Annotated in this window: 26 protein-coding genes; 20 read left to right on the forward strand and 6 right to left on the reverse strand. The window is 63.7% G+C overall.

What is annotated here, in order from left to right; translation table 11 throughout:
* Nucleotides 1-61: 61 nt before the first annotated feature.
* From IF809_RS01420 to IF809_RS01440, 5 genes are all read right to left on the reverse strand, one after another.
* A complete protein-coding gene (locus tag IF809_RS01420) occupies nucleotides 62-1,051 on the reverse strand; it encodes an ABC transporter ATP-binding protein (RefSeq protein ID WP_128967498.1) in 990 nt (329 codons plus the stop codon).
* The gene (locus tag IF809_RS01425) at nucleotides 1,048-2,034 is read right to left on the reverse strand and encodes an ABC transporter ATP-binding protein (RefSeq protein ID WP_128967497.1); all 987 of its coding nucleotides are present in this window, start codon (nucleotides 2,032-2,034) and stop codon (nucleotides 1,048-1,050) included. The genes IF809_RS01420 and IF809_RS01425 overlap by 4 nt, the downstream gene beginning before the upstream one ends.
* 13 nt (nucleotides 2,035-2,047) lie before the next feature.
* Nucleotides 2,048-3,010, reverse strand: a complete 963-nt coding sequence (locus IF809_RS01430; RefSeq protein WP_462836638.1) for an ABC transporter permease — start codon at nucleotides 3,008-3,010, stop codon at nucleotides 2,048-2,050.
* A gap of 1 nt (nucleotide 3,011) precedes the next feature.
* Complete coding sequence (locus IF809_RS01435; RefSeq protein WP_128967495.1) at nucleotides 3,012-3,992, reverse strand: ABC transporter permease; 981 nt, start codon at nucleotides 3,990-3,992, stop codon at nucleotides 3,012-3,014.
* Between the two features lie 101 nt (nucleotides 3,993-4,093).
* A complete protein-coding gene (locus tag IF809_RS01440) occupies nucleotides 4,094-5,692 on the reverse strand; it encodes an ABC transporter substrate-binding protein (protein WP_462836639.1) in 1,599 nt (532 codons plus the stop codon).
* A gap of 304 nt (nucleotides 5,693-5,996) precedes the next feature.
* On the opposite strand from IF809_RS01440, the gene IF809_RS01445 reads away from it, so the two are divergent.
* The 6 genes from IF809_RS01445 to IF809_RS01470 all read left to right on the forward strand — a co-directional run bounded on the left by IF809_RS01445 (nucleotide 5,997) and on the right by IF809_RS01470 (nucleotide 13,731).
* The gene (locus IF809_RS01445) at nucleotides 5,997-6,254 is read left to right on the forward strand and encodes a DUF6489 family protein (protein ID WP_092295962.1); all 258 of its coding nucleotides are present in this window, start codon (nucleotides 5,997-5,999) and stop codon (nucleotides 6,252-6,254) included.
* A complete protein-coding gene (locus tag IF809_RS01450; RefSeq protein ID WP_462836640.1) occupies nucleotides 6,254-7,054 on the forward strand; it encodes an esterase/lipase family protein in 801 nt (266 codons plus the stop codon). The genes IF809_RS01445 and IF809_RS01450 overlap by 1 nt, the downstream gene beginning before the upstream one ends.
* A gap of 48 nt (nucleotides 7,055-7,102) precedes the next feature.
* Nucleotides 7,103-8,653, forward strand: a complete 1,551-nt coding sequence (locus IF809_RS01455) for a WS/DGAT/MGAT family O-acyltransferase (RefSeq protein WP_453979828.1) — start codon at nucleotides 7,103-7,105, stop codon at nucleotides 8,651-8,653.
* A 23-nt stretch (nucleotides 8,654-8,676) separates the two neighbouring features.
* A complete protein-coding gene (locus IF809_RS01460; RefSeq protein ID WP_462836641.1) occupies nucleotides 8,677-9,672 on the forward strand; it encodes an alpha/beta fold hydrolase in 996 nt (331 codons plus the stop codon).
* Between the two features lie 117 nt (nucleotides 9,673-9,789).
* Entirely contained in the window at nucleotides 9,790-13,026 is a 3,237-nt protein-coding gene (locus IF809_RS01465; protein ID WP_462836642.1) for a bifunctional cytochrome P450/NADPH--P450 reductase, read from the forward strand.
* 30 nt (nucleotides 13,027-13,056) lie between these two features.
* A complete protein-coding gene (locus tag IF809_RS01470; RefSeq protein WP_128967490.1) occupies nucleotides 13,057-13,731 on the forward strand; it encodes a spermidine synthase family protein in 675 nt (224 codons plus the stop codon).
* Here IF809_RS01470 and IF809_RS01475 read toward each other — a convergent pair.
* Nucleotides 13,728-14,648, reverse strand: a complete 921-nt coding sequence (locus tag IF809_RS01475; protein ID WP_128967489.1) for an alpha/beta fold hydrolase — start codon at nucleotides 14,646-14,648, stop codon at nucleotides 13,728-13,730. The genes IF809_RS01470 and IF809_RS01475 overlap by 4 nt on opposite strands.
* Nucleotides 14,649-14,817: 169 nt before the next feature.
* Here IF809_RS01475 and IF809_RS01480 point away from each other — a divergent pair, with 169 nt between their 5' ends.
* The 14 genes from IF809_RS01480 (at nucleotide 14,818) to paaK (ending at nucleotide 26,864) form a co-directional block, all read left to right on the forward strand.
* The gene (locus tag IF809_RS01480; protein WP_128967488.1) at nucleotides 14,818-15,198 is read left to right on the forward strand and encodes a hypothetical protein; all 381 of its coding nucleotides are present in this window, start codon (nucleotides 14,818-14,820) and stop codon (nucleotides 15,196-15,198) included.
* On the forward strand, nucleotides 15,195-16,277 hold the full coding sequence (locus IF809_RS01485; RefSeq protein ID WP_128967487.1) for a PHA/PHB synthase family protein: 1,083 nt from the start codon (nucleotides 15,195-15,197) through the stop codon (nucleotides 16,275-16,277). Before IF809_RS01480 ends, IF809_RS01485 begins: the two co-directional genes overlap by 4 nt.
* Entirely contained in the window at nucleotides 16,274-16,867 is a 594-nt protein-coding gene (locus IF809_RS01490; RefSeq protein ID WP_462836643.1) for an N-acetyltransferase family protein, read from the forward strand. The genes IF809_RS01485 and IF809_RS01490 overlap by 4 nt, the downstream gene beginning before the upstream one ends.
* 225 nt (nucleotides 16,868-17,092) lie before the next feature.
* A complete protein-coding gene (locus tag IF809_RS01495; protein WP_128967485.1) occupies nucleotides 17,093-17,548 on the forward strand; it encodes a phasin in 456 nt (151 codons plus the stop codon).
* A 174-nt stretch (nucleotides 17,549-17,722) separates the two neighbouring features.
* On the forward strand, nucleotides 17,723-19,009 hold the full coding sequence (locus IF809_RS01500; protein WP_462836644.1) for a DUF445 domain-containing protein: 1,287 nt from the start codon (nucleotides 17,723-17,725) through the stop codon (nucleotides 19,007-19,009).
* 203 nt (nucleotides 19,010-19,212) lie between these two features.
* Nucleotides 19,213-19,983 carry an esterase/lipase family protein gene (locus IF809_RS01505; protein ID WP_164938805.1) on the forward strand — a complete coding sequence of 257 codons (771 nt, stop codon included), beginning with the start codon at nucleotides 19,213-19,215 and terminating at the stop codon, nucleotides 19,981-19,983.
* 212 nt (nucleotides 19,984-20,195) lie between these two features.
* On the forward strand, nucleotides 20,196-21,062 hold the full coding sequence (gene paaX, locus IF809_RS01510; protein WP_128967482.1) for a phenylacetic acid degradation operon negative regulatory protein PaaX: 867 nt from the start codon (nucleotides 20,196-20,198) through the stop codon (nucleotides 21,060-21,062).
* Between the two features lie 75 nt (nucleotides 21,063-21,137).
* A complete protein-coding gene (paaA, locus tag IF809_RS01515) occupies nucleotides 21,138-22,130 on the forward strand; it encodes a 1,2-phenylacetyl-CoA epoxidase subunit PaaA (RefSeq protein WP_164938804.1) in 993 nt (330 codons plus the stop codon).
* An 11-nt stretch (nucleotides 22,131-22,141) separates the two neighbouring features.
* The gene (gene paaB / locus IF809_RS01520; RefSeq protein WP_128967480.1) at nucleotides 22,142-22,429 is read left to right on the forward strand and encodes a 1,2-phenylacetyl-CoA epoxidase subunit PaaB; all 288 of its coding nucleotides are present in this window, start codon (nucleotides 22,142-22,144) and stop codon (nucleotides 22,427-22,429) included.
* Between the two features lie 13 nt (nucleotides 22,430-22,442).
* On the forward strand, nucleotides 22,443-23,219 hold the full coding sequence (gene paaC / locus IF809_RS01525) for a 1,2-phenylacetyl-CoA epoxidase subunit PaaC (protein ID WP_462836645.1): 777 nt from the start codon (nucleotides 22,443-22,445) through the stop codon (nucleotides 23,217-23,219).
* A complete protein-coding gene (gene paaD, locus IF809_RS01530) occupies nucleotides 23,213-23,716 on the forward strand; it encodes a 1,2-phenylacetyl-CoA epoxidase subunit PaaD (protein ID WP_453992117.1) in 504 nt (167 codons plus the stop codon). The genes paaC and paaD overlap by 7 nt, the downstream gene beginning before the upstream one ends.
* A gap of 128 nt (nucleotides 23,717-23,844) precedes the next feature.
* Nucleotides 23,845-24,927 carry a 1,2-phenylacetyl-CoA epoxidase subunit PaaE gene (gene paaE, locus IF809_RS01535; protein ID WP_462836646.1) on the forward strand — a complete coding sequence of 361 codons (1,083 nt, stop codon included), beginning with the start codon at nucleotides 23,845-23,847 and terminating at the stop codon, nucleotides 24,925-24,927.
* 113 nt (nucleotides 24,928-25,040) lie between these two features.
* Nucleotides 25,041-25,490, forward strand: coding sequence for a hydroxyphenylacetyl-CoA thioesterase PaaI (gene paaI / locus IF809_RS01540; RefSeq protein WP_462836647.1), 450 nt, complete (start codon nucleotides 25,041-25,043; stop codon nucleotides 25,488-25,490).
* A gap of 42 nt (nucleotides 25,491-25,532) precedes the next feature.
* Nucleotides 25,533-26,864, forward strand: a complete 1,332-nt coding sequence (paaK, locus tag IF809_RS01545; RefSeq protein ID WP_462836648.1) for a phenylacetate--CoA ligase PaaK — start codon at nucleotides 25,533-25,535, stop codon at nucleotides 26,862-26,864.

Below are 26,864 nucleotides of genomic sequence, written 5' to 3' on the forward strand. Positions count from 1 at the left end.
CGCGCAATTGATCACAGGCAATGCCGAGCCGGCAATGCGCTGATAGCATGGCACGCGCGCGTCACGCCGGGACCGGTGCGGTGTTTACGGCGTGGCAGGCGACGCCGTCGATCAGTTCCGGAGTTTCCTTGCGGCAAAGATCAAATGCCAGCGGGCAGCGCGGGTTGAAGGCGCAGCCTGGCGGTGGATTGATCGGGTTCGGAATCTCCCCCTTCACCGGAATGCGCTGGCGGCCGCTCATGGCAAGATCGGGCACGGCGCCCAGCAGCATCTTGGTGTAGGGCATGCGGGGACTGGCGAACAGCTCGCGTCCCTCCGCGATCTCCACGATCCGGCCGAGATACATCACCCCAACCCGGCTCGCCATGTGGCGGACCACGGCCAGGTTGTGGCTGATGAACATGTAGGTCAGTCCGAACTTGTCCTGGAGATCGCGCATCAGGTTCAGGATCTGTGCCTGTACGGATACGTCGAGCGCCGAAGTGGGCTCGTCACACACGATGAACTCGGCGTCGGAGGCGAGCGCTCGCGCGATCGCAATGCGTTGGCGCTGGCCCCCGGAGAATTCGTGCGGGAACTTCAGCCGGTCGTCCGGATGCAGGCCGACGAGGCTGAGCAGCTCGCCGACGCGGGCCTGGATATCACGCTCGCCCTGGATCAGGTCGAAGGCGCGAATCGGTTCGGAGATGATGGCGTCGACGCGGAAGCGCGGGTTCAGGCTGGCATAGGGATCCTGAAAGATCATCTGAATGCGGCGGCGCAGCTTTCGTCGCGCCTGGCCTTGCCGCGGATCTGTCATGGAGACTCCGTCGATCAGGACGTCGCCGGAGCTCGGCGGCAACAGGCCGACCACCATGCGTGCCACCGTGGTCTTGCCCGAGCCGGACTCGCCGACCAGCGCAAACGTCTCGCCCTTCTTGATGTCGAAGCTGACGTGATCGACAGCCTTGAGATATTCGAGCTGCCCGCCTTCAAGTACGCGATTGAGCCAGGGTTTCGAAACGTCGAAGACGCGGCGCAGGTTTGTAGCCTGGACGAAAGGCGTGCTCATGCGGCGGTCTCCGCCGGGGCGGTGTCGTAGAGATGGCAGGCGACCGATTGTGTGCCACGCGCCAGTGGCTCCGGCCGCTCGACACGGCAGCGGTCAAAAGCGAAAGCGCAGCGCGGATTGAACGAGCAGCCGCGCGGAATCGCCGAGAGACGCGGCATGGAGCCGGGGATCTGCACGAGGCGCTTGTCGTCACCGGCAAGCGTCGGGATCGCGCCCATCAAGCCCTTGGCATAGGGATGCAGCGGGTTACGCACGACGTCCTGCACAGGGCCGATCTCGGCGACGCGGCCGGCGTACATCACCGCGACGCGATCGGAGGTTTCTGCGATCACGCCCATGTCGTGCGTCACCAGCATCACGGCGGTGCCGTGGTCGCGCCCGAGCCGCTTGATCAGCGAGATGATCTGCGCCTGGACCGAGACGTCGAGCGCGGTGGTCGGCTCGTCGGCGATGATCAGCTCCGGCTCGGCGCAGATCGCCAGCGCAATCACCACACGCTGGCGCATGCCGCCGGAGAATTCGTGGGGATAACCGTCAATGCGCTTTTCGGGAGCAGGGATGCCGACTTCGGCGAGCAGGTCGATGGCGCGGCGGCGCGCCGCCTGCTCCGACAGATTGAGGTGGGTCCGGATCGTCTCCACGATCTGGTCGCCGACCTTGTACAGCGGATTGAGCGAGGTGAGGGGATCCTGGAAGATCATGCCGATGCGTTTTCCGCGGACGCGGCGCATTTCCTCCGGCGGCAGATTGTCGATGCGCAGGCCGGCGAGGCGAATCTCGCCGCCGGCGATACGGCCGGGCGGATCGATCAGGCCGATCACCGAAAGGCCGGTGACGGATTTGCCGGCGCCGGATTCGCCGACCACGCCCAGCACCTCGCCCTTGGCGATATCAAAGGAGACGCCGTTGATGGCGCGCAGCGTGCCGCGGCGAGAGGCGAACTCGACCTGTAGATTACGGACGGAGAGAACGGGTTCGGTCATGAACGCGGCATGCTCATCGAAGTTTGGGGTTGAGGGCGTCACGCAGCCAGTCGCCGAGCAGGTTGATCGACAGGATCAACGCCGCGAGTGCGATGCCGGGGAAGGCGACGATCCACCATTCGCCAGCGAACAGATAACCGTTGCCGATGCGGATCAGCGTGCCGAGCGACGGCATGGTCTCGGGCATGCCCGAGCCGAGGAACGACAGCGTTGCCTCGGTGATGATGGCAAGCGCGAGGTTGATGGTGGCGATCACGAGGATCGGCCCGGTGGTGTTCGGCAGCACGTGGCGCAGCATGATCACCGGGGCGGGCAGGCCGATCAATTGGGCGGCGGCGACGTAATCCTTGTTCTTCTCGACCAGCACCGAGCCACGCACGGTGCGCGCATACTGCACCCAAAAGCTCAGGCCGATCGCGAAGACCAGGACCGCCAGCATGCTCATCTCGTCGAGCTTGTTGCCGAAGACCGATTTGGCGATGCCGTTGATCAAGAGCGCGATCAGGATGGCCGGGAAGGAAAGCTGCACGTCGGCGACGCGCATGATCAATCCATCCACCGCACCGCCGAAATAGCCGGCCGTCAGCCCAAGCAGGATGCCGATCGCGCCGGAGAGCACGACGCCGAGCACGCCGACCAGAAGCGAGATGCGCAGGCCGTAAAGAATCGCCGACAGCACGTCACGACCCTGTTCGTCGGTGCCGAGCAGGAACGGGCTCTGGCCGTCGGCGGTCCAGAGCGGCGAGATGCGCGAGTTCATCAGCTGCAGCTGCGCCGGGTCGAATGGATTTTGCACCGACAGCACGGAGGCGAAGATCGCGAGAAGGAAGAACAGCAGCGTCACGCCCGCTGCGATCATGGTGATCTTGGAGCGGCGGAACGAATAGAACAGGTCGCTGTCGAGTGCGCGCCTGAACCAGCCGGGCGCGGCCGCAGCGCGCTTCTCGGTCGTGCGGGGAACGACGGCTTCGCTCATGTCAGTGCGCCCGGCTGACCGTCGAGCGCAGCCGCGGATCGACGATGGTGTAGAGGATATCAACCACGAGATTGATGGTGACGAAGATCAGCGACACCATCATCAAATAGGCCGCCATGATCGGGATATCGACGTTCTGAACGGCCTGCACGAACAGGAGCCCCATGCCGGGCCACTGGAACACGGTTTCGGTGATGATCGCGAAAGCAATGACCGAGCCAAACTGCAGGCCGGCGACTGTGATCACGGGAACCATTGTGTTGCGTAGCGCATGGCCGAAATGGATCGCGCGCGTGGTCAGACCCCTGGCTCGGGCAAAGCGGATATAGTCCGTCCGCATCACTTCCAGCATCTCCGCGCGCACGAGGCGCATGATCAGCGTCATCTGGAACAGCCCAAGCGTGATTGCGGGCATGATCAACGCTTTCAAGCCGGAGACCGTCAGCAGGCCGGTGGTCCACCAACCGATATGCACGACGTCGCCACGCCCGAACGAAGGCAGCCAGCCGAGGGTAACCGAGAACAGGTAGATCATGAGAACGCCGATCAGGAAGGTCGGCAGCGAGATGCCGATCAGGGAGACGGCCTGGAATGTATGGGCGAGCCAGCTGTCACGGCGCAGCGCCGAATAGACGCCCATCAGGATGCCGCTGACCATCGCGAAGATGGTGGCGCAGATCGCCAGCTCCAGCGTCGCGGGCATCCGCTCCATCAGCAGATTGTTGACGGGCAGGCGGAACTGGTAGGACACGCCAAATTTGAACTGCGCAGCGTTGCCGATATAGCGGCCAAACTGCACGAGAACGGGGTCGTCGAGGCCGAGCGATTTGCGGATCGCGGCGCGTTCGGCACCCGACGTGTCCATCCCGACCATCTGGTTTACGGGATCGCCGGCAAACCGGAACATCGAGAACGCGATGATCCCGACGGCGATCATGACACCGATGGCCTGGATGGCCCGGCGCAGTGTGAAAGCGAGCATCTGTTCCTTTCACATGTCTTCAGCAGCACGCATCATTGCGTTAACCCGAAACAGCAAGTCCCGGAAGCGGGTGCTTCCGGGACTTCACAAGATGTCGACACCTATTCGTCCTGCTTGGTCGCCCAGTAGAGCATGACCATGTTGTCCGCGCGCTGGGTCAGCTTCACCTTCTTAGACACACCCCAGGCGAGCGCCTGCTGGTGCAGGGGGATATAGGCCCAGTCCTTCATCGAAAGCTCGAAGGCCTGCTTGATCAGGAGATCGCGCTTGGCCGTATCGGATTCCACGAGAACCTTGTCGGCGAGTTCGTCGAACTGCTTGTTGCAATAGCCTGCGAGATTGGCTTCGCCGCGGTTGGGATCCTTGGGATCGTCCCGGCAGCCCATGATGTCGTGGAGCACGTTCTGGGAGTCTAGCGTATCCGGGGTCCAGCCCAGCATGTACAGCGAGGTCTTGTAGCCGCCGGGCTTGAGCACCTTGGCGAAATATTGGGCCTTGGGCTGCGCCAGCAGATCCACCTTGATGTTGATGCGGGCGAGCATGCCGACAATGGCCTGACAGATCGCGGCGTCATTGACGTAGCGGTCGTTCGGGCAGTCCATTGTCACCTCGAAGCCGTCGGCATAGCCGGCGTCGGCGAGGAGCTTCTTGGCGGCCTCAGGGTCGAATTTCGGCCGGGTGAAGTCCTTCGACGCGAAGATCTCCGGCGCCACCATCAAAGCGGAGGGCGTGGACAGCCCGCGCATGACCCGATTCTTGATCAGGTCGACGTCGATCGCCCGATAGACGGCTTCGCGGACGCGGACATCCTTGAACGGGTTCTTGCCCTTCACGTTGGAATACAGGAGCTCGTCGCGGGCCTGGTCCATGCCAACGAAGATGGTGCGGAGTTCGGGTCCCGTCAGCACGGTGGCGTTGGGGCTCGCTTTGACGCGCTCGATGTCCTGGACAGGAACCGGCTCGATCACGTCGACCTCGCCGGACAACAGCGCCGCAACGCGCGTGGCGGGGTTGGCAATCGGCGTGAAGATGATCTCCTTCAGATTGTGTTCCGGCTTGCGCCACCAGTTCGGATAGGGCTTGAAGACGGTCTTCACGCCCGGCTGATGGCTTTCGATGATGAAGGGACCGGTGCCGTTTTCATGAAGCGAAGCGTAGCTCGGGGTCGTCGCGGCGGCGGGCGTCGGTGCCACCGCATCGTTCGCCTCTGCCCATTTCTTGTCCATGATGTACCAGGTCGCCCACAACGCCGTCAGGATGGGATTGGGCGAGGTCAAGATGAAATCGACGGTGTAATCGTCGACCTTGACGACCTTGGCGTCGGCGGGAACGCGGCTCTGGAAATTCGAGCCCTTTGCTCGCACGCGCTCCGCCGAGAACACCACGTCGTCAGCGGTGAAGGGATCGCCGTTGTGGAATTTCACGCCCTTGCGCAGGTGAAAGCGCCAGCGCGTCGGCTCCGGCGTCTCCCAGCTTTCGGCGAGCGCCGGGACGATCTTCAGGTCCTTGCCGCGGGCAACCAGGCCCTCATAGACATGGCCGAGATGCGCACTGGTGGTCGATTCGTTCAGCGTGTAGGGGTCGAGCGATTTCAGCTCACCCTGGTTGGCGTAGCGCAGCGTCTGGCTCGACGCCGGCGAAACTGCCAACGCAAGCACACCGGCGAGCGTCGCCGCAAAAAGACTTCGTCCGACTGACATTCTTGACCCTCTCCACTCGCCCGCGCCGTGATTTTTGATTGTTCGGCGGGGCTGATCGATGCATGTTGCCCAGAGTTCTCGACCCGTGCAAGCGCCATTCCAGCAAGGAACGCGCCAAGTTGCACCGCTGTGCAGCAATGCTGACCTTGCGGCCCGGCATGGAGCACCGCCTTTTTCGACTTTGGTTGACCATATCAGCCGATTGCCGGATCGGCCATGGCGCGCCCGCATCAGGTCGCTTGCGTCGCACCACAACTCGCGGCGATACTGCGGGCAGACGGCTCGAATCTCGTCCGGAGGGGACATGAAAGTTAATATCGAAATCGACTGCACCCCCCTCGAAGCCCGCCAGTTCTTCGGATTGCCTGACGTGGCGCCGATGCAGACCGCGGTGATGGACAAGCTCCAGCAGCAGGTCCTGAGCAACATCGAGAAGGTCTCGCCGGAATCGCTGATCCAGAGCTGGTTCACCTTCGATCCCAAGATCGCCGAGCGGTTTCAGGACATGTTCGTGACCATGGCCGGTCTCGGCAGCCCGCGCGGCGGCGACAAGAAGAAGTAATGCCTGATGCGCGCGACGGGGCGCCGGGCTCGGGTCGGCTTCGTCCGCCGGCCCTCGGCCTGTTGCTCGCGGAAGTACGCGCTCTGTTCGAATTCAACGCCAGCCTCCTGCTATCGCCGCTCCTGATGCGCGCACCCAGGGGCGACGGCCATCCGGTGCTGGCGCTGCCTGGATTTCTCGCCAGCGATCTCTCGATGGCGCCGATGCGGCGCTATCTCGGCGAGCTCGGCTATGAGACCCATGCCTGGCGGATGGGCCGCAATCTCGGCGGTCTAGCGCGAATGCGCGAAGGCCTGCGCGCGCGCCTCGCTGAAATCCACGGCGCAAGCGGGCGAAAAGTCAGTCTGGTAGGATGGAGTCTCGGCGGCGTTTACGCCCGCGATCTCGCGCTTCAGGCGCCCGAGATGGTTCGCTATGTCGTCACGCTCGGCAGTCCCTTTGCCAGCGACGTGAAGGCAACCAATGCGACGGCACTGTACGAGGCGGTGTCGGGCGAGCGGGTCGAGGATTTCGCGGAAGCGCGCGAGGCGATCGCCGGCGAACTTCCGGTGCCGGCGACCTCGATCTATTCGCGCGGCGACGGTGTCGTGAACTGGCGGACCTGCCTGCTGCACCCGTCGGGCCGTGCGGAGAACATCGAGGTGTACTTCGCGAGCCATGTCGGGCTCGGCGTCAACCCCGCAGCGTTGTGGGCCGTGGCGGATCGACTGGCCCAACCGGAGGGAGAGTTCTGGCCGTTTGACCGGTCAGGCCCGTTTGCCATTGCATATGCCCCGCCAGAGCGGGCAGTATCGGTCTGACGAGAAGCGCCGTCCAAGAGCGCCCGTCAAATTCTTCGGGAGGGAACTATGGCTGACGGTAAGAAGCTGTCGTCGCTGGACGCATCGTTTTTGTATCTGGAAACGCCTGAGATGCCGATGCATGTCGGCAGCATGGCGATCTTTCGCCTGCCCGACGATTACAAGGGCGACTTCTTCGAAGACTTCAAGGCGATGATCGTCTCACGGCTGCATATCGCGCCGATCCTCAAGGCGCGCCTGGAGAAAGCGCCACTTGATATTGATCATCCAACCTGGGTTGAGGACGACCAGTTCGACATCGACCGTCACATCTTCCGCGCCAGCCTGCCGCAGCCGCGCGACCGCGCAACGCTCGAGCGCATCGTCGGCTGGATGCACGCAAAACTCCTGAACCGCGCCCGCCCGCTGTGGGAGTTCTACGTGTTCGAGGGCATGAAGGACAACGAGGTCGGCCTCTATTCCAAGATGCACCACGCCGCTATCGATGGCGGCGCAGGCGCGGCGCTGACCAACATGATCTACGATATCTCGCCGATCCCGCGGAAGGTCGAGCCGCCGACGGCGGGAGCCAAACCCGGCCAGGAGCCGCGCGACATCGCGGCAAACCTGCTCGATTCCTATCAGCAGCTGTTCAGCCAGCCGCTCGATGCGTCGACGGCCGCGAAGAACCTGCAACTGCCGCGCACCGGCAAGAGCGACATCGGCTCGATCCTGTTCGACAATGCAATGTACCAGATCGAGAGCGCGGTGCGCTTTGCCGGCAATATACCGACCGTGCTCAAGAGCGTATCCGACGTCCTCGGCAAGATCGCCGATCCCAAATCGCGCGAAAGCCTCGCCAGCATGGTGTCGCCGCCGACCATGCTCAACAAGACGATTTCGTCGGAGCGGAGCTTTGCCGGCGTGTCGATCTCGCTGTCGCGGGCCAAGGCGCTGGCCAAGCAGGCCGGCGGCAAGCTCAACGACGTCGTGCTGGCGCTCGCCTCGGGCGTCGTCCGCCGCTACCTTCAGCAATACGGCACGCTGCCGGCGAAATCCCTGACCGCCGCCGTGCCCATCTCGTTGCGCGAGGAGGGAAACACCGAGGCCAACAACCAGGTGTTCGGCATGATCTGTTCGATCGCGACCAACGTCGATGATCCCAAGGCGCGGCTGGAGGCCATCATCGCGCAATCGACCAAGTCCAAGGAGATGTCGCATCCGCTTCGCGCCCTGATGCCTCAAGTCTCCAACATCTCGATGCTGGGCGCGCCGATCATGGTGCAGATCCTCGCGCTGCTCTACAGCCGCTCCAACCTATCGGACGTGCTGCCGCCGGCCGCCAACATCACCGTATCAAACGTGCCGGGCCCGCGGCAGACGCTTTACGCGGCCGGTGCCGAGCTCTTGCACATCTTCCCGGTGTCGATCTCGACGCACGGGCAGGCGCTCAACATCACGGTTCAGAGCTACCGCGACCAGCTCGATTTCGGCTTCATCGTCGGCGCCAACATCATTCCGCATGTGCAGGTGATGTGCGACATGCTGCCGGAGGAATTTGCTGCGCTCGAAGCCGCCTATGCACCGCCGGCGACGGACATCAAGGGCGCGGCTGAATAGCAAGCTTTGTCAGGATCCTCACAATGGTTGAAATGCCGCCGCTTCAGTTCGCGACGACGAACGGAATCCGCATGGGCTATTACGAAGCGGGCCCGGTCACGGACAAGCCGCCGGTCGTGCTGTGCCATGGCTGGCCCGAGCTCGCCTTCTCCTGGCGCCACCAGATCAAGGCGCTGAGCGAGGCGGGCATCCGCGTGATCGCGCCGGACCAGCGCGGCTATGGCGCGACCGACCGGCCTGAACCGGTCGAGGCCTATGACATGGAGCATTTGACGGGCGATCTCGTCGGGCTGCTCGACCATCTCAACATCGAGAAGGCGATCTTCGTCGGCCATGATTGGGGCGGCTTCGTCGTCTGGCAAATGCCGTTGCGGCATCCGACGCGAGTTGCCGGTGTCGTTGGTGTCAACACGCCGCATTGGGATCGCGCGCCGATGGATCCGATTGCGCTGTTTCGCCAGCGCTTCGGTGACCAGATGTATATCGTCCAGTTCCAGGATCCCGCGCGCGAGCCGGACAGGATCTTTGGCAGCCGCGTCGAGCAGACCTTTGATGCCTTCATGCGCAAGCCGCTGCCGCGGCCGGCGGTGAAATCAGAGGAGGCGCCGATCGCGGGCGTCGGCGCCTCGTCCAAGACCAACCTGGCATTCCCGCAGATGGTCGCAGCCTATGACGCCAAGCTCGACCCGCGCACGCCGATCCTGTCGGCCGACGAGAAGAAGGTGTTCGTCGACACCTTTACGAAGACCGGTTTCACCGGCGGTATCAACTGGTACCGCAATTTCACCCGTAATTGGGAACGCTCGAAAGGATTGGACCACCACATCAGCGTGCCCTCGCTGATGATCATGGCCGAGAACGACGCCGTGCTGCCGCCGTCGGCGGCCGACGGCATGGAGAGACTGGTGGCTGACCTCGAGAAGTACCTGGTGAAAGACAGTGGCCATTGGACGCAGCAGGAGAAGCCGGAAGAGGTCAGCGCCGTCTTGATCGAATGGCGTAAGAGGCGGTTTGGTTAGCACTTGTCATTGCGAGCGAAGCGAAGCAATCCGGGCATCTTTCCGCAGAGGTCGTCTGGATTGCTTCGTCGCAAGGGCTCCTCGCAATGACGGGGATATGAGGGGGAAGCACTTTTAATGTCATCGAAGAACCGTCTGGATCCGATTCCGCATCCGCCGACCAAGCCAGTGGTCGGCAACATGCTGTCGCTGGACTCGGCCGCGCCGGTGCAGCATCTAACGCGGCTTGCGAAGGAGCTGGGTCCGATCTTCTGGCTCGACATGATGGGCTCGCCGATTGTTGTCGTTTCCGGCCATGATCTGGTCGACGAGCTCTCCGACGAGAAGCGTTTCGACAAGACGGTGCGCGGCGCGCTGCGGCGGGTGCGCGCGGTCGGTGGTGACGGGCTGTTCACTGCTGATACCAACGAACCGAACTGGAGCAAGGCGCACAACATCCTGCTGCAGCCCTTCGGCAACCGTGCCATGCAATCCTATCATCCGAGCATGGTCGATATCGCCGAGCAGCTCGTCCAGAAATGGGAGCGTCTGAACGCCGATGACGAGATCGATGTCGTCCACGATATGACCGCGCTGACGCTGGACACGATCGGCCTGTGCGGCTTCGACTACCGCTTCAATTCGTTCTACCGGCGCGACTATCATCCCTTCGTCGAGTCGCTGGTGCGCTCGCTCGAAACCATCATGATGACGCGCGGCCTGCCGTTCGAGCAGCTCTGGATGCAGAAGCGGCGCAAGACGCTGGGCGAGGACGTCGCCTTCATGAACAAGATGGTCGACGAGATCATCGCCGAGCGCCGGAAGAGCGCCGAAGGCATCGACGACAAGAAGGACATGCTCGCGGCGATGATGACCGGCGTCGACCGCTCCACGGGCGAGCAGCTCGACGACGTCAACATTCGCTACCAGATCAATACCTTCCTGATCGCGGGGCACGAGACCACCAGCGGCCTTTTGTCGTACACGCTCTATGCACTGCTGAAGCATCCCGACATTCTCAAGAAGGCGTATGACGAGGTCGACCGCGTCTTCGGCCCCGACGTCAATGCCAAGCCGACCTATCAGCAGGTGACGCAGCTCACCTACATCACACAGATCCTGAAGGAGGCGCTGCGGCTGTGGCCGCCGGCGCCGGCCTATGGCATCTCGCCGCTGAACGACGAGACCATCGGGGGCGGCAAGTACAAGCTCCGGAAGGGCACCTTCACCACGATCCTGGTGACCGCGCTGCATCGCGATCCCAGTGTCTGGGGGCCCAATCCCGATGCGTTCGATCCCGAGAACTTCAGCAAGGAAGCCGAGGCCAAGCGGCCGATCAATGCCTGGAAGCCGTTCGGGAATGGCCAGCGCGCCTGCATCGGCCGCGGCTTTGCCATGCACGAGGCGGCGCTCGCGCTCGGCATGATCCTTCAGCGCTTCAAGCTGATCGACCACCAGCGCTACCAGTTGCACCTGAAGGAAACGCTGACGATGAAGCCGGAAGGCTTCAAGATCAAGGTGCGTCCGCGCGCCGACCGCGAGCGCGGTGCTTATGGCGGGCCTGTCGCGGCTGCAGCTTCGACGCCGACGGCGCCGCGCCAGCCGGCCACGCGGCCGGGCCACAACACCCCGATGCTGGTGCTTTACGGCTCCAACCTCGGTACGGCCGAGGAACTCGCGACGCGTATGGCCGACCTCGCCGAGATCAATGGCTTTGCCGTGCATCTCGGGTCGCTCGACGAGTACGTCGGCAAGCTACCGCAACAGGGGGGCGTCCTCATCATCTGCGCCTCCTACAACGGTGCGCCGCCTGACAACGCGACGCAGTTCGTGAAATGGCTCGGCGGTGATTTGCCTGGGGATGCCTTCGCTAACGTGCGCTACGCCGTATTCGGCTGCGGCAACAGCGATTGGGCTGCGACCTATCAATCGGTGCCGCGCTTCATCGATGAGCAGCTGTCGAAGCACGGCGCGCGCGCAGTCTATCCGCGCGGCGAGGGCGATGCGCGCAGCGATCTCGACGGCCAGTTCCAGAAGTGGTTCCCGGCGGCCGCGCAGGTCGCCACCAAGGAGTTCGGCATCGACTGGAATTTCACCCGCACCGCCGAGGACGATCCGCTCTACGCAATCGAGCCGGTCGCGGTGACTGCCGTCAATACCATCGTCGCTCAGGGCGGTGCTGTGGCGATGAAGGTGCTGGCCAATGACGAGCTTCAGAACAAGAGCGGGACCAATCCGTCGGAGCGCTCGACGCGCCACATCGAGGTGCAGCTGCCGACGAGCGTCAGCTATCGCGTCGGCGATCACCTCAGCGTCGTTCCGCGCAACGATCCGACGCTGGTGGATTCCGTCGCCCGCCGCTTCGGCTTCCTGCCGGCTGATCAGATCCGGCTGCAAGTTGCCGAGGGCCGTCGCGCGCAATTGCCGGTCGGCGAGGCCGTCTCGGTCGGACGCCTGCTCAGCGAGTTTGTTGAGCTGCAGCAGGTGGCGACGCGCAAGCAGATCCAGATCATGGCCGAGCACACCCGCTGCCCGGTTACCAAGCCGAAGCTTTTGGCCTTTGTCGGCGAAGAAGCCGAGCCGCTGGAGCGCTATCGCAGCGAGATTCTGGCGAGGCGCAAATCGGTGTTCGATCTTCTGCTCGAATACCCCGCCTGCGAATTGCCGTTCCATGCCTATCTGGAAATGCTCTCGCTACTGGCGCCGCGCTATTACTCGATCTCGTCCTCGCCGTCGGTGGATCCAGCGCGCTGCAGCGTCACGGTCGGCGTGGTCGAAGGGCCGGCCGCTTCTGGACGCGGTATCTACAAAGGCATCTGTTCGAACTATCTGGCCAACCGGCGGGCCGGGGATACGATCTACGCCACCGTGCGCGAAACCAAGGCTGGCTTCCGGCTGCCGGACGATCCCTCCGTACCTGTTATCATGATCGGTCCGGGCACCGGTCTCGCGCCGTTTCGCGGCTTCCTCCAGGAGCGTGCCGCGCGCAAGGCGAAGGGCGCCAGCCTCGGACCGTCAATGCTGTTTTTCGGCTGCCGCCATCCCGACCAGGATTTTCTTTATGCGGATGAGCTGAAGGCACTCGCCGAAAGTGGCATCACCGAGCTCTTCACCGCGTTCTCGCGCGCGGACGGCCCTAAGACCTATGTTCAGCACGTCCTCGCTGCGCAAAAGAACAAGGTCTGGCCGCTGATCGAACGGGGCGCGATCATTTATGTCTGCGGCGACGGCAGCAGGATGGAGCCCGATGTGAAGGCCGCGCTCGTCGCGATCTATCGCGAAAAGAGCGGCAGCGATGCGGCCGCGGGCGCGCGCTGGATCGAAGATATGGGTACGAAGAACCGCTATGTGCTGGATGTCTGGGCGGGAGGGTGATTGTTCGTCGGATCGTGCTAAAGCACTCCCATGATTCCCTGGGAAAAGCTTGACACCGCAAAAATCCCCGGCTCCGACGAAGAGCTCCGCCTGATGCGGCGCGGCAAGGAGTTTTCCATCAAGCTCGGCACCAACGAGCTGATGAACAACCGCCTGTCGGGCTCGGAAGCCGCGCTGGCAACCCTTGCGGCGAAGCAGATCGAGAAGGTCGCAAAGCCCGTCGTCCTGATCGGTGGCCTCGGGATGGGCTTTACGCTGCGTGCGGCGCTGGCCGTGCTGGGAAGCAAGGCGAAGATCGTGGTCTCCGAGCTGGTGCCGGCGGTAGTCGCCTGGGCGCGCGGCCCGATGGCGGAGGTGTTCGGCGACAGCCTGGACGATGCCAGGGTGAGCATCCGCGAAATCGATGTCGGCGAAATCATCCGCACGAAGAACTCGGCGTTCGACGCCATTCTGCTCGACGTTGACAACGGGCCGGAAGGACTGACCCGGAAGGGCAATGACGCGCTCTACAGTGCGGGCGGATTGACAGCGGCCAAGGTGGCGTTGCGCCCGGGCGGCGTGCTGGCCGTCTGGTCGTCGGGACCGAACCCCGCTTTCACCAAGCGTCTCGGCCGCGCCGGCTTCGATGTCAACGAGGTCAATGTCCGCGCCACCGGCAGAGGCGGCGGCGCACGTCACGTGATCTGGATCGCGAAGAAAGCCTAAGCGGCCTGCGCCGCAGCGCCATGCGCATGCTTGTCGATGGCGCCGATGATCTCCGGCCAGAACCGCATCGGCAGCGCATGGCCCATGCCTTCGATCATCAGCAGCTTCGCGCCCGGAATGGACGCTGCCGTATCCTTGCCGCCCTCCGGATGGACCAGCGGATCGACCGTGCCGTGGATCACCAGCGTCGGCATCTTGACCCCATGCAGCCGCTCCTTCCGGCTACCGGAGGCGAGCACGGCGCGGAGCTGCCGGCCAACCCCGGCCGGGTTGAGCCCGCGGGCGAAGACGCGTTCGGCTCGGCCCAGATCGAGCGCTTCTTCCTCCGGGAAGGAGCCGCCGCGCAAGATCTTCCAGGTCTCGCCGAAGCGGGCGATGAACTCTTCCTTGCTGCGTGGCGGTGGCGCCATCAGCATGGCGGCGGCCTCACGCGTGGGCGGCGGCACGCGCGGATTGCCCGTTGTCGACATGATCGAGGTCAGCGAGCGCACGCGCTGCGGAAACGACAGTGTCACCTCCTGCGCGATCATGCCGCCCATGGAGGCGCCGACCAGATGCGCCGACTTGATGCCGAGCGCATCCATCAGGCCCACCGTGTCCTTGGCCATGTCGATCAGCTTATAGGTTGCGGCCACGGGAATTTTGAGGAAGCGCAGTTTCAGCAGCTCGAGCGGGGTCAGGCGTTTGCCGCCGGTGAGATGGCTAGACTTGCCGATATCGCGATTGTCGAAACGGATCACGCGAAAGCCCCGTGCGGCGAGCTGCTCGCAGAATGCATCGTCCCAATGGATCATCTGCGCCCCGAGGCCCATGATCAGCAGCAGCGGCTCAGCGTCGTCATTGCCGAAGATCTCGTAGCAGATGTCGATGCCGTTGGCGCGGACGGTCCGGGGCGGCTGATGGGCGGAGGCGTTCACCGGTGTGTTCCCTTGGCTTGCAGGTCGGAATTGTATCGCATGGTTTGCTGGCGCAAAGAAGCCGTGCGGGCGACATCGCGCTGTCGCTTAGCCGTTGACCGGCCCGTCGCAACGGTGTGGTATGGCGACAAAAGAGGGGCAAGAAGCCCCCGTGACCTGGAGGACGCCGATGACCGACAAGATCACCGACCCCGTCGCCCTGTGGCAGAAGATGGTCGGCGAGATGGAGAAGGGCTTCAACTCGTTCGCCACCAAGGCGATGGAGACCCCCGAGTTCTCGCAGGCCATGAACCGCGCCGGCGGCGCTGCGGCGGGTGCTCAGAAGCAGTTCGGCGATCTCATGGAGAAGTATCTGCTCTCGATGAACCTGCCGAGCCGCGAGCAGATGACCGGCATTGCCGAGCGGCTGCAGTCGATCGAAGGGCAGCTCGGCGAAATCAGGGCGATGCTGAATCAGATGTCGGCCAATCCTGCGGGATCGCCGATCGGCAGCGCGCTCCGGCCACCGCGCACAAAGCGTCCGCCGTCCGAAGGCGGAGGGCCAAAATGAACGCGCCGACGGGGCTTGATTTGGCGGCAATCCCGGAGCGCATCCAGGCCGAGGTGCAGCGCGCGATCCAGCGCAGCATCAAGGGCGTCGAATATTTCTCGACCTCCGGTCCGACACTCGGATCGACCCCGAAGGACGTGTTGCATTCGCGGGGAACGATGAGCCTCTATCACTATCGGCCGATGTCGGACGAGATCTATCGGGTGCCGGTGCTGATCGTGATGGCGACCACAAATCGCGGCTACATCCTCGACCTCGTGCCGGGCCAGAGCTTCATCGAGTTCCTGCTCAAGCACGGCTACGACGTCTACATGCTCGACTGGAGCGCGCCGCGGCCCGAGGAGAAGAGCCTGCGGATGGAGGACTATGTCCTCGACTTCATCCCGGACTGCGTCCGCCGCGTACAGGCCGATTCCGGCGAACAGGATGTCTCCGTGATCGGCTATTGCTTCGGGGGCGTGCTGTCGCTGCTTTATGGTTCGATCTTTCCGGACGGGCCGATGAAGAATTTGATCTGCTTCACCACGCCGATCGACTTTCGCGAGATGAAGCTGTTCTCGAATTTCTCCGACCGTCGCTATTTCGACGTCGACCGCCTCGTCGACAGCGTCGGCAACGTGCCGCCGGAGATGATCCTGTCCTCGTTCGAGATGCTGCGCCCGGCTTCGCGCACGGTGAGTCAGATCCAGCTCTGGGAAAACATCTGGAACGACGAGTTCGTGAAATCGTATCGGATGTTCGATCGCTGGGCGACCGACACGCTGCCGCTGGCGGGTGAATATTTCCGCACCATCACCAAGGATCTGATGTGGGACAACAAACTGTACAACGACACCATGTCGGTTGGCGGTCGTCCCGCGAAACTCGAGAACATCAAGGTGCCGATCCTGCATGCGGTCGCCGAGCACGATCACATCGTGCCTTATGAGGCGGCAAAACACCTGATTGCGAAGATCGGGTCGGCGGACAAGGAAGAGGTGGTGCTGAAAGGCGGGCACGTCTCGCTCGTCGCCGGCGCCAACGCGATCAAGCGGCTATGGCCGAAACTGGATTCCTGGCTGGGGACAAGATCGACATGAGCGAGCCACGTTCCTACCCGCGTCACGTCAAGACGGATGCGGGCGACATCGAGATCCGCCTGATGTCGCCGTCCGATGAGGCCGCCGTCTTGGCCTTCGGCAAGGCGCTGCCGACCCACGACCTGTTGTTTCTGCCGCGCAACATCAGCGAGCCGAAGGTGCTGTCCGCCTGGATCAAGGAGATCGAGCGCGGCGCCATTCGGAGCCTGCTCGCGGTGAAGGACGGCAAGGTCGTCGGCTGCGGGACCCTGGTGCGCGACCCGCATTCCTGGTCGCCCCATGTCGGGGAGATCCGGATGGTGGTCTCGTCCGAGGTGCGCGGGAAGGGAGTGGGAAAGGCGCTGTCGCAGGAGACGTTTGCGCTCGCGCTGGGGGCGGGGCTGGAGAAGCTCTCGGTGCAGATGACGGTCGACCAGCAGGCGGCGATCGCGCTGTTCGAGAGCCTCGGCTTCAAGGCCGAGGCGTTGCTGCGGGATCATGTCCGGGACGTCGAGGGCAAGACCCACGACATTGTCGTCCTTGGGCACAATGTCGCGCAGGTCCGGGCCCAGATGGAGGCCTATGGTCTGCCGGACGCCGTCCGGCACTGACGCACCACCATGCGCCCAAAAACTGCAAAACAACCCCATGCACAGTAGAGGGCGGGGAGCGGAGGCATCAGGATGCCTCCTATCAAGGCTGTTCACGATTTCGTGATATCGCGATGCAACATGAATATTGCATCGCACAATTAACTATGCCATATAAGCCGTGCCCCGGGCCATCGAGGACGGGGTGAGCCCATAGCTCAGACCAATGAGGATGGAGAGAACCCCATGACCGCCGAAACCAATACCGCTTTCGAGGGCTTCAAAGACGCTTTCAAGAACATCCAGAACCTGGAAGTTCCCGAGGCTGCCCGCGAATTCGTCAAGAAGACCGCCAACACTGCCAAGGACCGTGCTGCCGAGGTGTTCGCTGGCTCCGAGCGCGTGACCGCCGCCGTCGAGAACGCGGTGACCGAGTCCGTCACTGAAGCCGGCAAGATCAGCCGCAACATCCAGCAGGCGATCTACGAGGACGCCGAGGCGTTCTTCTCGGGTATCGACAAGCTCGCGTCCGCCAAGTCGGTCAGCGAAGCCGTCGAGATCCAGTCGAGCCTGCTCCGCGCCCGCGGCGAAGTGTTCGTCTCGCGCGCCAAGGCGACCGCCGATTATCTCGGCAAGCTCGCCGCCAACGGTGCCAAGTCCGCTCAGGACAACTTCGCCAAGGTCTACAACAAGACCGCCTGATCCGGCGCGGCTTGAGACCAAACTGAATTTGAGGCCCGCTTCGGCGGGCCTTTTGTTTTGGGCCACAGCCGTCATTACGAGGAGCCCTTGCGACGAAGCAATCCAGAATGTCACCGCGTGAGGGATTCTGGATTGCTTCGCTTCGCTCGCAATGACGAGTAGGGTAGTGTAGCCATGAACGCACCCGCCACCTTCTCCTTCGATTCCCCTGCCGATGCCGAACGCGCGGCGGAGCTGCGCCGCGTGAAGGCGTTGGCGACGCTGGTGCTGGCTTCGACGCTCGGCCTGTTCGTCCTGGCCAAATGGCTGCTGCCCGTGCATCCCGTGTTCGGGTTCATCGCCGCCTTCGCGGAGGCCGCGACCATCGGCGGGCTCGCCGACTGGTATGCCGTCGTTGCGCTGTTCAAGCGGCCGCTCGGCCTGCCGATTCCCCATACGGCGATCATCCAGAGCAATCAGGCCCGCATCGCCGACAAGCTCGGCGAGTTCATTCAGGTGCATTTCCTCGAGGCCGGCCCGGTCGAGGCCAAGCTGAGGGAGATCGATTTCGGCTCCTTCGTCGCCGACTGGCTGCGCGACCGCAAGCGCAGCGATGACCTTGCGCGCTTTGCGCTCCGTCTCTTGCCGGAGGCCGTCTCCGCGACCGAAAGCTCGGGCCTGATGAATTTCATCATCGGCCGCATGTCCTCGCAGATCCAGGCGATCGACCTCGCTCCGCTCGCGGCCGGCACGCTGCGCGGCTTCGTGGCGGAGGGACGGCATCAGATCCTTTTCGACGATCTGCTGCGCGTGATGCACGAGACGCTGAACCAGAAAGAGACCATGGCGATGATCCGCGAGAAGGTGCGCGCGGAATTGCCGACCCTGCTCAAGCTCTATCGCGCCGACAAGTTCCTGGTGAACAAGATCGTGGCGTCCGCCACCGCGTTCTTCAACGAGGTGCGCAGCGATCCCAAGCATCCGTTCCGCGGCGAGTTCGACCGCATGGTGCTGAGCTTCGTCGACCGGCTCGGCACCGACCAAGCCTATATCGATCGCATCGATAGCTTGAAGCGCGATCTGCTCGCGCGGCCCGAGCTTGCCGAACTCGCCCGCACCGTCTGGGCCAACACGCGATCCTTCATCGAGCGCAGCGCGAGCGGCGAGACGCAGGTGCTGCAGCATCATCTCGCCGGCATGTTCGTCTCGGCGGGCGATGCGCTCGCCGGCGATGCCGAGCTGCGCGGCGAGATCAACAAGGGCCTGGTGACGGTGCTGCGCAGCTTCGTCGCCGACCAGAAGAGCGGCGTCTCGACCTTCATCTCCGACCAGGTCAAGGCCTGGAACATGGCGCAGCTGATTTCGCTGATCGAAATCAACATCGGCCGCGACCTGCAATACATCCGTTTCAACGGCTCGCTGATCGGCGGCCTCGCGGGATTGGCGCTCTACTCCGTAGAATTCCTGCTCCGATTGTTGTGACTTTTGCGTCACGACCGACTGCATTAACGCCGGGACCTATTGTGGCCTTGCGTCTCTCCCGCTTGAATGGATGGAACCGGCCGCCTAGCTGATTCATATTGCGCTGCGGAACGATCAAGAAGCCGGCGTATTGGAATTCATGCCCGTTTGCCGGCATCGCAGCCGGCGGGCTCTTCCCGAATTCTTCCCAAGGGGATCCATCGATGACCGCTACTGCCCAGACGCTGCGTCCGCCGTCCCGTACCCTGATGTTCTTGGAAGGGCGCGCGATCCACGAGTTCGGTGCATTCCTCGGCGCATTGCCGCTGCTGAGCCTCGCGCCCCGTGGCGACGGGCATCCGGTGCTGGTGTTGCCGGGCCTGGTGGCCTCCGATGCCTCGACGCGCGCACTGCGCACATTTCTGATCAGCAAAGGCTACGCCGTGAGCGGCTGGCGCCAGGGCCGCAACTATGGCCTGCGCGACGGCGTGCAGCGCGCCATGGTCGATCTGGTCGAGGAGCTCAATGACACTCACGGTCGCAAGATCAGCCTGGTCGGCTGGAGCCTCGGTGGCCTCTATGCGCGTCAGCTCGCCAAGATGATGCCCGACCGCGTGCGCCAGGTGATCACGCTCGGCAGCCCCTTCGCGGGTAATCCGCGTTCGACCAATGCCTGGCGTGTCTACGAGTGGGCGAGCGGGCGGAAGTCCGACGAGGTTGATCCGCAGTTCGGCGGCGAGCTCGCCGTCCCGCCGCCGGTGCCGACCACCGCGATCTTCAGCCGCACCGACGGCGTCTGCGCCTGGCAAGGCTGCATGGAGAAATCGGGCGCGCAGACCGAGAGCATCGAGGTCGAGAGCAGCCATTGCGGCATGGGCCACCATCCGGCCGTGGTCTATGCGGTCGCCGATCGCCTTGCCCAGAAGGAAGGTCAGTGGCGGCCGTTCGATCGCAGCGGCTGGCGCAGCCTGGCCTATCCCGATCCGCACAGGTAGTGCGCTTCTTCACCTCGCCCCGCCTGCGGGGAGAGGTCGGATCGCATCGGAGATGCGATCCGGTTGAGGGGGTACAGGTCTTACGGCTATCTCGTTGGCGGAGAGAGCCCCTCACCCCAACCCTCTCCCCGTAAGAACGGGGAGAGGGAGGAAGCAGCCGCCGTCGCTTCCCTCCATTGTCGCGGCCGCACCAAACGCGCTAAGCCTGCCGCATGGCGCATCCGCTCTCTCGCATCATCGATCAGCTCAAGCGTGAGCCGTCACGCACCGGCTCCATCGTCATCACCATGTTCGGCGATGCCATCGTGCCGCGTGGCGGTGTGGTGTGGCTCGGCACGCTGCTGGAATTCTTCGAGGGTCTCGACATCGACGGCAGCGTGGTGCGCACGGCGATGTCGCGGCTTGCTGCCGACGGCTGGCTGACGCGCGAAAAGGTCGGCCGCAACAGCTTCTATCGTCTGGCCGAGAAGGGCCGCGAGACCTTCGAAGCGGCGACGCGCCATATCTACGGTCCCCCGCCGTCCGATTGGACCGGTCGTTTCGAGCTGCTGCTGATCGGCAATGGTGAAGACCGCGACGCCTCGCGCGAAGCGTTGCGCAATGCCGGCTTCGGCAGTCCGCTGCCGGGCGTGTGGGTTGCCCCGTCAGGCGTGCCGGTGCCGGACGAGGCGGCAGGTGCCATCCGCCTCGAAGTCTCGGCCGAGGATGACAACGGCCGTCGTCTGCTCAGCGCCAGCTGGCCGCTGGAGCGCACCGCGGACGCCTATCTGAAATTCATGAAGACGTTCGAACCGCTGCGTGCAGCACTCGCGCGCGGCACGGACCTGTCCGAGGCCGACGCCTTCACCGCGCGTATCCTGCTGATCCACTATTACCGCCGCGTCGTGCTGCGCGATCCGCTGCTGCCCGAGAGCCTGTTGCCGGCGGAGTGGCCGGGCAGGGCCGCTCGCGAGCTCTGCGGCGAGATCTATCGCGCCCTGCTGGCTCCCTCAGAACAATGGCTCGACGATCATGCGACCAATGAGAAAGGGCCGCTGCCGCCGGCGCGAAAGCTCCTGGAGCGGAGGTTCGGTACCTGATTTATGTTACAGAAATATCTTGCATGAGATAATTCTTGTTATATATTGGCTCCCAATACATCGGGAGGAATGCGCATGTACACCCAGGCGCTGAACACGGCCGAGACCGACGATCGCGGTCTCGAGGACGCCGCCAAGGCTGCGCAGTTCCAGGCGCGCATCGATGCCGAGGAACGCATCGAGCCGAACGACTGGATGCCGGCGGCCTACCGCAAGACGCTTACCCGCCAGATTTCCCAGCACGCTCATTCCGAAATCGTCGGCATGCTGCCCGAAGGCAACTGGATCACGCGTGCGCCGACGCTGCGCCGCAAGGCTGCGCTGCTGGCGAAAGTGCAGGACGAGTGCGGCCACGGGCTCTATCTCTATGCCGCCGCCGAGACACTCGGCGCCTCGCGCGAGGAACTGGTCGACGCCATGCTGGCGGGGAAGGCGAAGTATTCGTCGATCTTCAACTATCCGACGCTGACCTGGGCGGATATCGGCACAATCGGCTGGCTGGTCGACGGCGCCGCGATCATGAACCAGATCCCGCTGTGCCGCTGCTCGTACGGTCCCTATGCGCGCGCGATGATCCGCGTCTGCAAGGAGGAGTCGTTCCACCAGCGTCAGGGCTATGAGATTATGGTGACGCTGTGCCGCGGCTCCGATGAGCAGAAGGCGATGGCGCAGGATGCGCTGAACCGCTGGTGGTGGCCGGTGCTGATGATGTTCGGGCCGCCGGATGCGGCGAGCCAGCACAGCGACGCCTCGACGCGATGGAAGATCAAGCGTTTCTCCAACGACGAGCTGCGCCAGAAGTTCGTCGATGCCACCGTGCCGCAGGCGCAATATCTCGGTCTCACCATTCCCGATCCCGGCATGATCAAGGATGCGGAAGGGCACTGGCGCTACAGCGAGATCGACTGGACCGAATTCAAGCAGGTGCTCGCCGGCAACGGCCCGTGCAACCGCGACCGCATGGCTGCGCGCCGCAAGGCACATGATGAGGGCGCCTGGGTGCGCGAGGCAGCCGCCGCTTATGCGGCCAAGCGCGCACGGCGCCAGACCGCGCAAGCCGCCGAATAGGAGAGATCGTTATGACCACGCCGAACACGCCGCTGTGGGAAGTCTTCATTCGCAGCCGCAACGGGCTCGCGCACAAGCATGTGGGATCGTTGCACGCGAGCGATGCCACCATGGCGCTGCAGGCCGCTCGTGACATCTACACCCGTCGCGGCGAGGGTCTCTCCATCTGGGTCGTGCCGTCGGCCGCGATCACTGCCAGCGATCCGGCCGAGAAGGGCATGATGTTCGAGCCGGCGGAATCGAAGATCTACCGCCATCCGACGTTTTATGAGGTCCCCGAGGAAGTGGGGCACATGTGATGGGGGTGGTGTGATGTCTTGCGCCAACATCCAGGTCTCCGAAACGCCGCTTGTGCTCTATGCGCTGCGACGCGCCGACGATGCGCTGATCCTCGGCCACCGGCTGTCGGAATGGTGCGGGCATGCGCCGATTCTGGAAGAGGACATGGCGCTGTCCAATATCGCGCTCGACCTGATCGGCCAGGCGCGCGAGCTCTACAGCTATGCCGCCAAGACCGAAGGCAGGGACAACGACGAGGACAAGCTCGCATATCTGCGGGACGTCAGGCAGTATCGCAACCTGTTGCTGGTCGAGCAGCCGAACGGCGATTTCGCCCAGACCATGGTGCGGCAGTTCTTCTATACCGCCTTCGCCGATCTCTACTGGCGCGCGATGACGGCTTCGCGCGATGCGACGCTCGCGGCGATTGCCGCCAAGTCGGAGAAGGAGAGCGCCTATCATCTGCGCCATGCCTCGGAATGGATCATCCGGCTCGGCGACGGTACGGACGAAAGCCATCGACGCGCACAGGCTGCGATCGATCACCTCTGGGCCTTCACCGGCGAGATGTTCGCCGTCGACGACGGCGAGCGCGCCCTGATCCATGCCGGTGTCGCCATCGATCCCGGAGCTTTGCGGGGGCGCTGGCGGACGACGCTTTCCGATGTCGTCGATGAAGCAACCCTCAGCATCCCGCAGAATGACTGGATGCAAGAGGGCGGCCGCGCGGGCCGGCACAGCGAGCATCTCGGCCACCTCCTGTCCGAACTGCAATCAATGCAGCGGAGTTTTCCGGGGCTGACATGGTAACGGTGCTCGATGCCAAGGCCGAGCTGCGCCAGCGCGCCTGGGATGCGGCCGCGAGCGTGGTTGATCCCGAGATTCCGGTGCTCACCATTGCCGATCTCGGCGTGCTCCGCGATGTCGTTCTCGACGGAGACCAGGTCGAAGTCGCGATCACGCCGACCTATTCGGGTTGCCCGGCCATGAACTTGATCGCTCTCGAGATCGAGCTCGCGCTGGAGCGCGCCGGCTTCCGTCATCCAAAGGTGCGAACCGTGCTGTCGCCGGCCTGGACCACCGATTGGATGAGCGAGGACGGCCGCCGCAAGCTGCGCGCCTACGGCATCGCGCCGCCGCAGGCCTCGGGCTCGCGCCGCGCGCTGTTCGGCGAGCAGGCAGTCGCGTGCCCACAATGCGGCTCCGACAACACCGAGCTGCTGTCCGAATTCGGCTCGACCTCCTGCAAGGCACTGTGGCGCTGCAAGACTTGTCGCGAACCATTCGATTATTTCAAGTGTCATTGAGTTGAACCAGATGCCAACCCTGTCGTCATTGCGAGCGAAGCGAAGCAATCCAGACTGTCTCCGCGGAGGCAATCTGGATTGCTTCGTCGCTTCGCTCCTCGCAATGACAGCGATGTAGAGTCGATCCAATGTCAGCAGCCGCACCGCGCTTCCATCGCCTGGCCGTCAACGACCTTCGCCGCGAGGCGTCGGACGCCGTTTCGATGACGTTCGACATTCCCGGCGAACTTGCCGGCGATTACACCTTCAGCCCCGGCCAATACCTGACTCTGCGGACCACGCTGGGTGGTGAAGAGGTGCGCCGCTCCTATTCGATCTGCTCCGGGCCTGATGACGGCGAAATCCGCATCGCTGTGAAGAAGGTCGATGGGGGCGCGTTTTCGAGCTGGGCGGCGGACGAGCTGAAGCGCGGCGACGAGCTCGACGTGATGACGCCAACCGGGCGTTTTGGCGTGATCCCGTCCGGCGATACCGGCCGTATTCACGTCGGTTTCGCCGCAGGCTCCGGTATCACGCCGATCTTGTCGATCGTGAAGGGGGTGCTCGCGCGCGAGCCGGACAGCCGCTTCTTCCTGTTCTACGGCAACCGGACCACCGACAATATCATGTTTCGCGAGACCCTCGAGGAACTGAAGGATCGCTTCATCGATCGTCTCTCGATCTTCCACGTCATCTCCGGCGAGGAACAGGATATCCCGATCCTGCATGGCCGGCTCGACGGCGACAAGGTGAGGGTGCTGTTGCGCTCGCTGGTCCCGGCGGGAAGCGTGGATCACGTCTTCATCTGCGGTCCGCTTGGCATGAGCGAGGAGATCGAGGCGACCTGCCGCGATCTCGGCATTGCGGACGAGCGCATCCACGTCGAGCGCTTCGTTTCCGAGTTCGGCGGCAAGCCGAGGCCGAAGAAGGTCGTTGCGCCCGACGCTCCGCCGAAGGCGATCGCGTCCCTCATCATTGACGGCAAACGCCGTGACGTGCCGGTCGCCGAGGACGAGGCGATCCTGGATGCTGCGCTGCGCGCCGGTGTCGATCTGCCTTTTGCCTGCAAAGGCGGCATGTGTTCGACCTGCCGCGCCAAGCTGGTGGAGGGCGAGGCGCCGATGGACATCAATTATTCGCTGGAGCCCTGGGAATTGAAGGCGGGCTTTGTGCTCACCTGCCAGGCCAAGCCATCCTCGGCGCGCGTCGTGGTCGATTACGATCATGTTTGAGGCCCGGTCTGATCGGCCGCATCGGGCCTCAACGATGCAAATGCGTCGCATTATTTGACAGTTTGGGGCGACCAGCAGAACATCATGTGCAAACACCTGGCCCGGAGAAGCGCGTGAACGTCAAAGCCGCCTTGTCGCCCGAGGATATCGCCCGCGCCTGCGCCGACGCGATGTGGGCGGAGGACGATGCCTCCAAAGGCCTCGGCATGGAGATCGTCGAGATCGGCCCGGGCTTTGCGACGCTGGCGATGGTGGTGCGGCCGGACATGGTCAACGGCCAGCGCATCGCCCATGGCGGCTTCATCTTTACGCTTGCCGATTCCGCCTTTGCATTCGCCTGCAACTCGCGCAATGAGCGCGTGGTGGCGGCGCAGGGACAGATCACTTTCATCAAGCCGGGCAGGCTCGGCGACCGCCTCGTCGCGAATGCGCGCGAGGTCACCCGCGGCGGACGCTCCGGCATCTACGACGTGCGCGTCACCGCCGGCGATGTCGTCATCGCGGAATTCCGCGGGCATTCACGTGTCATTCCCGGCACGTGGCTGCCGGCGCAAGAAAACTAGCGATCAATCAAGAAAAGAACGGATCAATGTGGGGAAACGAGGATGGCCGTGACGAGGCTCAAGGATGACGCCGGCGCCTACAGCGCCGAAATGGATGCGCATGAACGCGCCTCGCGTGACGAGATCATGGCGTTGCAGAAGCAACGCCTGGCCTGGTCGCTGAAGCACGCCTACGACAACGTCGCGCATTATCGCAAGGCGTTCGATCAGGCCGGCGTGCATCCGTCCGATTTTCGGGAGCTCGCCGATCTCGCCAAATTTCCGTTCACCGTGAAAACGGACCTGCGCGACAATTATCCCTTCAACATGTTCGCCGTGCCGCGCGAAAAGCTGGTGCGCGTGCATGCCTCGTCCGGCACGACGGGCAAGCCGATCGTCGTGGGTTATACGCAAGCCGACATCGACACCTGGTCGGACGTGATGGCGCGCTCGATCCGCGCCGCCGGCGGCCGCAGCGGCATGATCATCCACAATGCCTATGGTTACGGCCTCTTCACCGGAGGCCTTGGCGTGCACTACGGCGCCGAAAAGCTCGGCTGCACCGTGGTACCGATCTCGGGCGGCATGACCGAGCGGCAGGTGCAGCTGATCAACGATTTCCGGCCTGACATCATCACGGTGACGCCGAGCTACATGCTGGCGATCCTCGACGAATTCAAGCGCCAGAAGCTCGACCCGCGGCAATGCTCGCTCAAGATCGGTATCTTCGGCGCCGAGCCCTGGACCAACGCCATGCGCGCCGAGATCGAGGACGCTTTCGACATGGATGCGACCGACATCTACGGTCTCTCCGAGGTGATCGGCCCCGGCGTCGCGCAGGAATGCATCGAGACCAAGGATGGCCTGCATATCTGGGAGGACCATTTCTATCCCGAAGTGATCGACCCCGAGACCGGTGCGGTGCTGCCCGATGGCGAGAAGGGCGAGCTGGTGTTCACCTCCCTCACCAAGGAAGCCTTCCCGGTGATCCGCTATCGGACCCGCGACCTGACGCGGCTGATGCCGGGAACGGCGCGGCCGGGCATGCGGCGGATGGAGAAAGTGACGGGCCGCTCCGACGACATGATCATCCTGCGGGGCGTCAACCTGTTCCCGACCCAGATCGAGGAGATCCTGCTCGCGACCGACTGGTGCGGCGGCCACTTCATCCTGGAGCTCACTCGCGAAGGCCGCATGGACGAGCTGACCATCATCGCCGAGGCGCGCACCGAAAGCTGGGACGGAAGGGGTCTGATCGACCACGCCGACCGGATCTCGACCCACATCAAGAACACGATCGGGATCAGCTCGAAGGTCCAGATAGTTCCGCCCGCCACGCTGGAGCGCTCGCTCGGCAAGGCCAAGCGCCTCTATGACAAGCGGCCCAAGGACTGA

This window comes from Bradyrhizobium sp. UFLA06-24 (assembly GCF_054967145.1).

Coding starts and splice junctions, on each gene's coding strand:
- IF809_RS01485 (WP_128967487.1), top strand. CDS start 15,195: ATGAACGCGCCGACGGGGCTTGATTTGGCGGCAATCCCGGAGCGCATC.
- IF809_RS01465 (WP_462836642.1), top strand. CDS start 9,790: ATGTCATCGAAGAACCGTCTGGATCCGATTCCGCATCCGCCGACCAAG.
- IF809_RS01460 (WP_462836641.1), top strand. CDS start 8,677: ATGGTTGAAATGCCGCCGCTTCAGTTCGCGACGACGAACGGAATCCGC.
- paaE (WP_462836646.1), top strand. CDS start 23,845: ATGTCAGCAGCCGCACCGCGCTTCCATCGCCTGGCCGTCAACGACCTT.
- paaX (WP_128967482.1), top strand. CDS start 20,196: ATGGCGCATCCGCTCTCTCGCATCATCGATCAGCTCAAGCGTGAGCCG.
- IF809_RS01440 (WP_462836639.1), bottom strand. CDS start 5,692: ATGTCAGTCGGACGAAGTCTTTTTGCGGCGACGCTCGCCGGTGTGCTT.
- IF809_RS01435 (WP_128967495.1), bottom strand. CDS start 3,992: ATGCTCGCTTTCACACTGCGCCGGGCCATCCAGGCCATCGGTGTCATG.
- IF809_RS01455 (WP_453979828.1), top strand. CDS start 7,103: ATGGCTGACGGTAAGAAGCTGTCGTCGCTGGACGCATCGTTTTTGTAT.
- paaB (WP_128967480.1), top strand. CDS start 22,142: ATGACCACGCCGAACACGCCGCTGTGGGAAGTCTTCATTCGCAGCCGC.
- paaK (WP_462836648.1), top strand. CDS start 25,533: ATGGCCGTGACGAGGCTCAAGGATGACGCCGGCGCCTACAGCGCCGAA.
- IF809_RS01420 (WP_128967498.1), bottom strand. CDS start 1,051: ATGAGCACGCCTTTCGTCCAGGCTACAAACCTGCGCCGCGTCTTCGAC.
- paaD (WP_453992117.1), top strand. CDS start 23,213: ATGGTAACGGTGCTCGATGCCAAGGCCGAGCTGCGCCAGCGCGCCTGG.
- IF809_RS01450 (WP_462836640.1), top strand. CDS start 6,254: ATGCCTGATGCGCGCGACGGGGCGCCGGGCTCGGGTCGGCTTCGTCCG.
- IF809_RS01480 (WP_128967488.1), top strand. CDS start 14,818: ATGACCGACAAGATCACCGACCCCGTCGCCCTGTGGCAGAAGATGGTC.
- paaA (WP_164938804.1), top strand. CDS start 21,138: ATGTACACCCAGGCGCTGAACACGGCCGAGACCGACGATCGCGGTCTC.
- paaC (WP_462836645.1), top strand. CDS start 22,443: ATGTCTTGCGCCAACATCCAGGTCTCCGAAACGCCGCTTGTGCTCTAT.
- IF809_RS01445 (WP_092295962.1), top strand. CDS start 5,997: ATGAAAGTTAATATCGAAATCGACTGCACCCCCCTCGAAGCCCGCCAG.
- IF809_RS01490 (WP_462836643.1), top strand. CDS start 16,274: ATGAGCGAGCCACGTTCCTACCCGCGTCACGTCAAGACGGATGCGGGC.
- IF809_RS01470 (WP_128967490.1), top strand. CDS start 13,057: ATGATTCCCTGGGAAAAGCTTGACACCGCAAAAATCCCCGGCTCCGAC.
- IF809_RS01425 (WP_128967497.1), bottom strand. CDS start 2,034: ATGACCGAACCCGTTCTCTCCGTCCGTAATCTACAGGTCGAGTTCGCC.
- IF809_RS01495 (WP_128967485.1), top strand. CDS start 17,093: ATGACCGCCGAAACCAATACCGCTTTCGAGGGCTTCAAAGACGCTTTC.
- IF809_RS01505 (WP_164938805.1), top strand. CDS start 19,213: ATGACCGCTACTGCCCAGACGCTGCGTCCGCCGTCCCGTACCCTGATG.
- IF809_RS01430 (WP_462836638.1), bottom strand. CDS start 3,010: ATGAGCGAAGCCGTCGTTCCCCGCACGACCGAGAAGCGCGCTGCGGCC.
- IF809_RS01500 (WP_462836644.1), top strand. CDS start 17,723: ATGAACGCACCCGCCACCTTCTCCTTCGATTCCCCTGCCGATGCCGAA.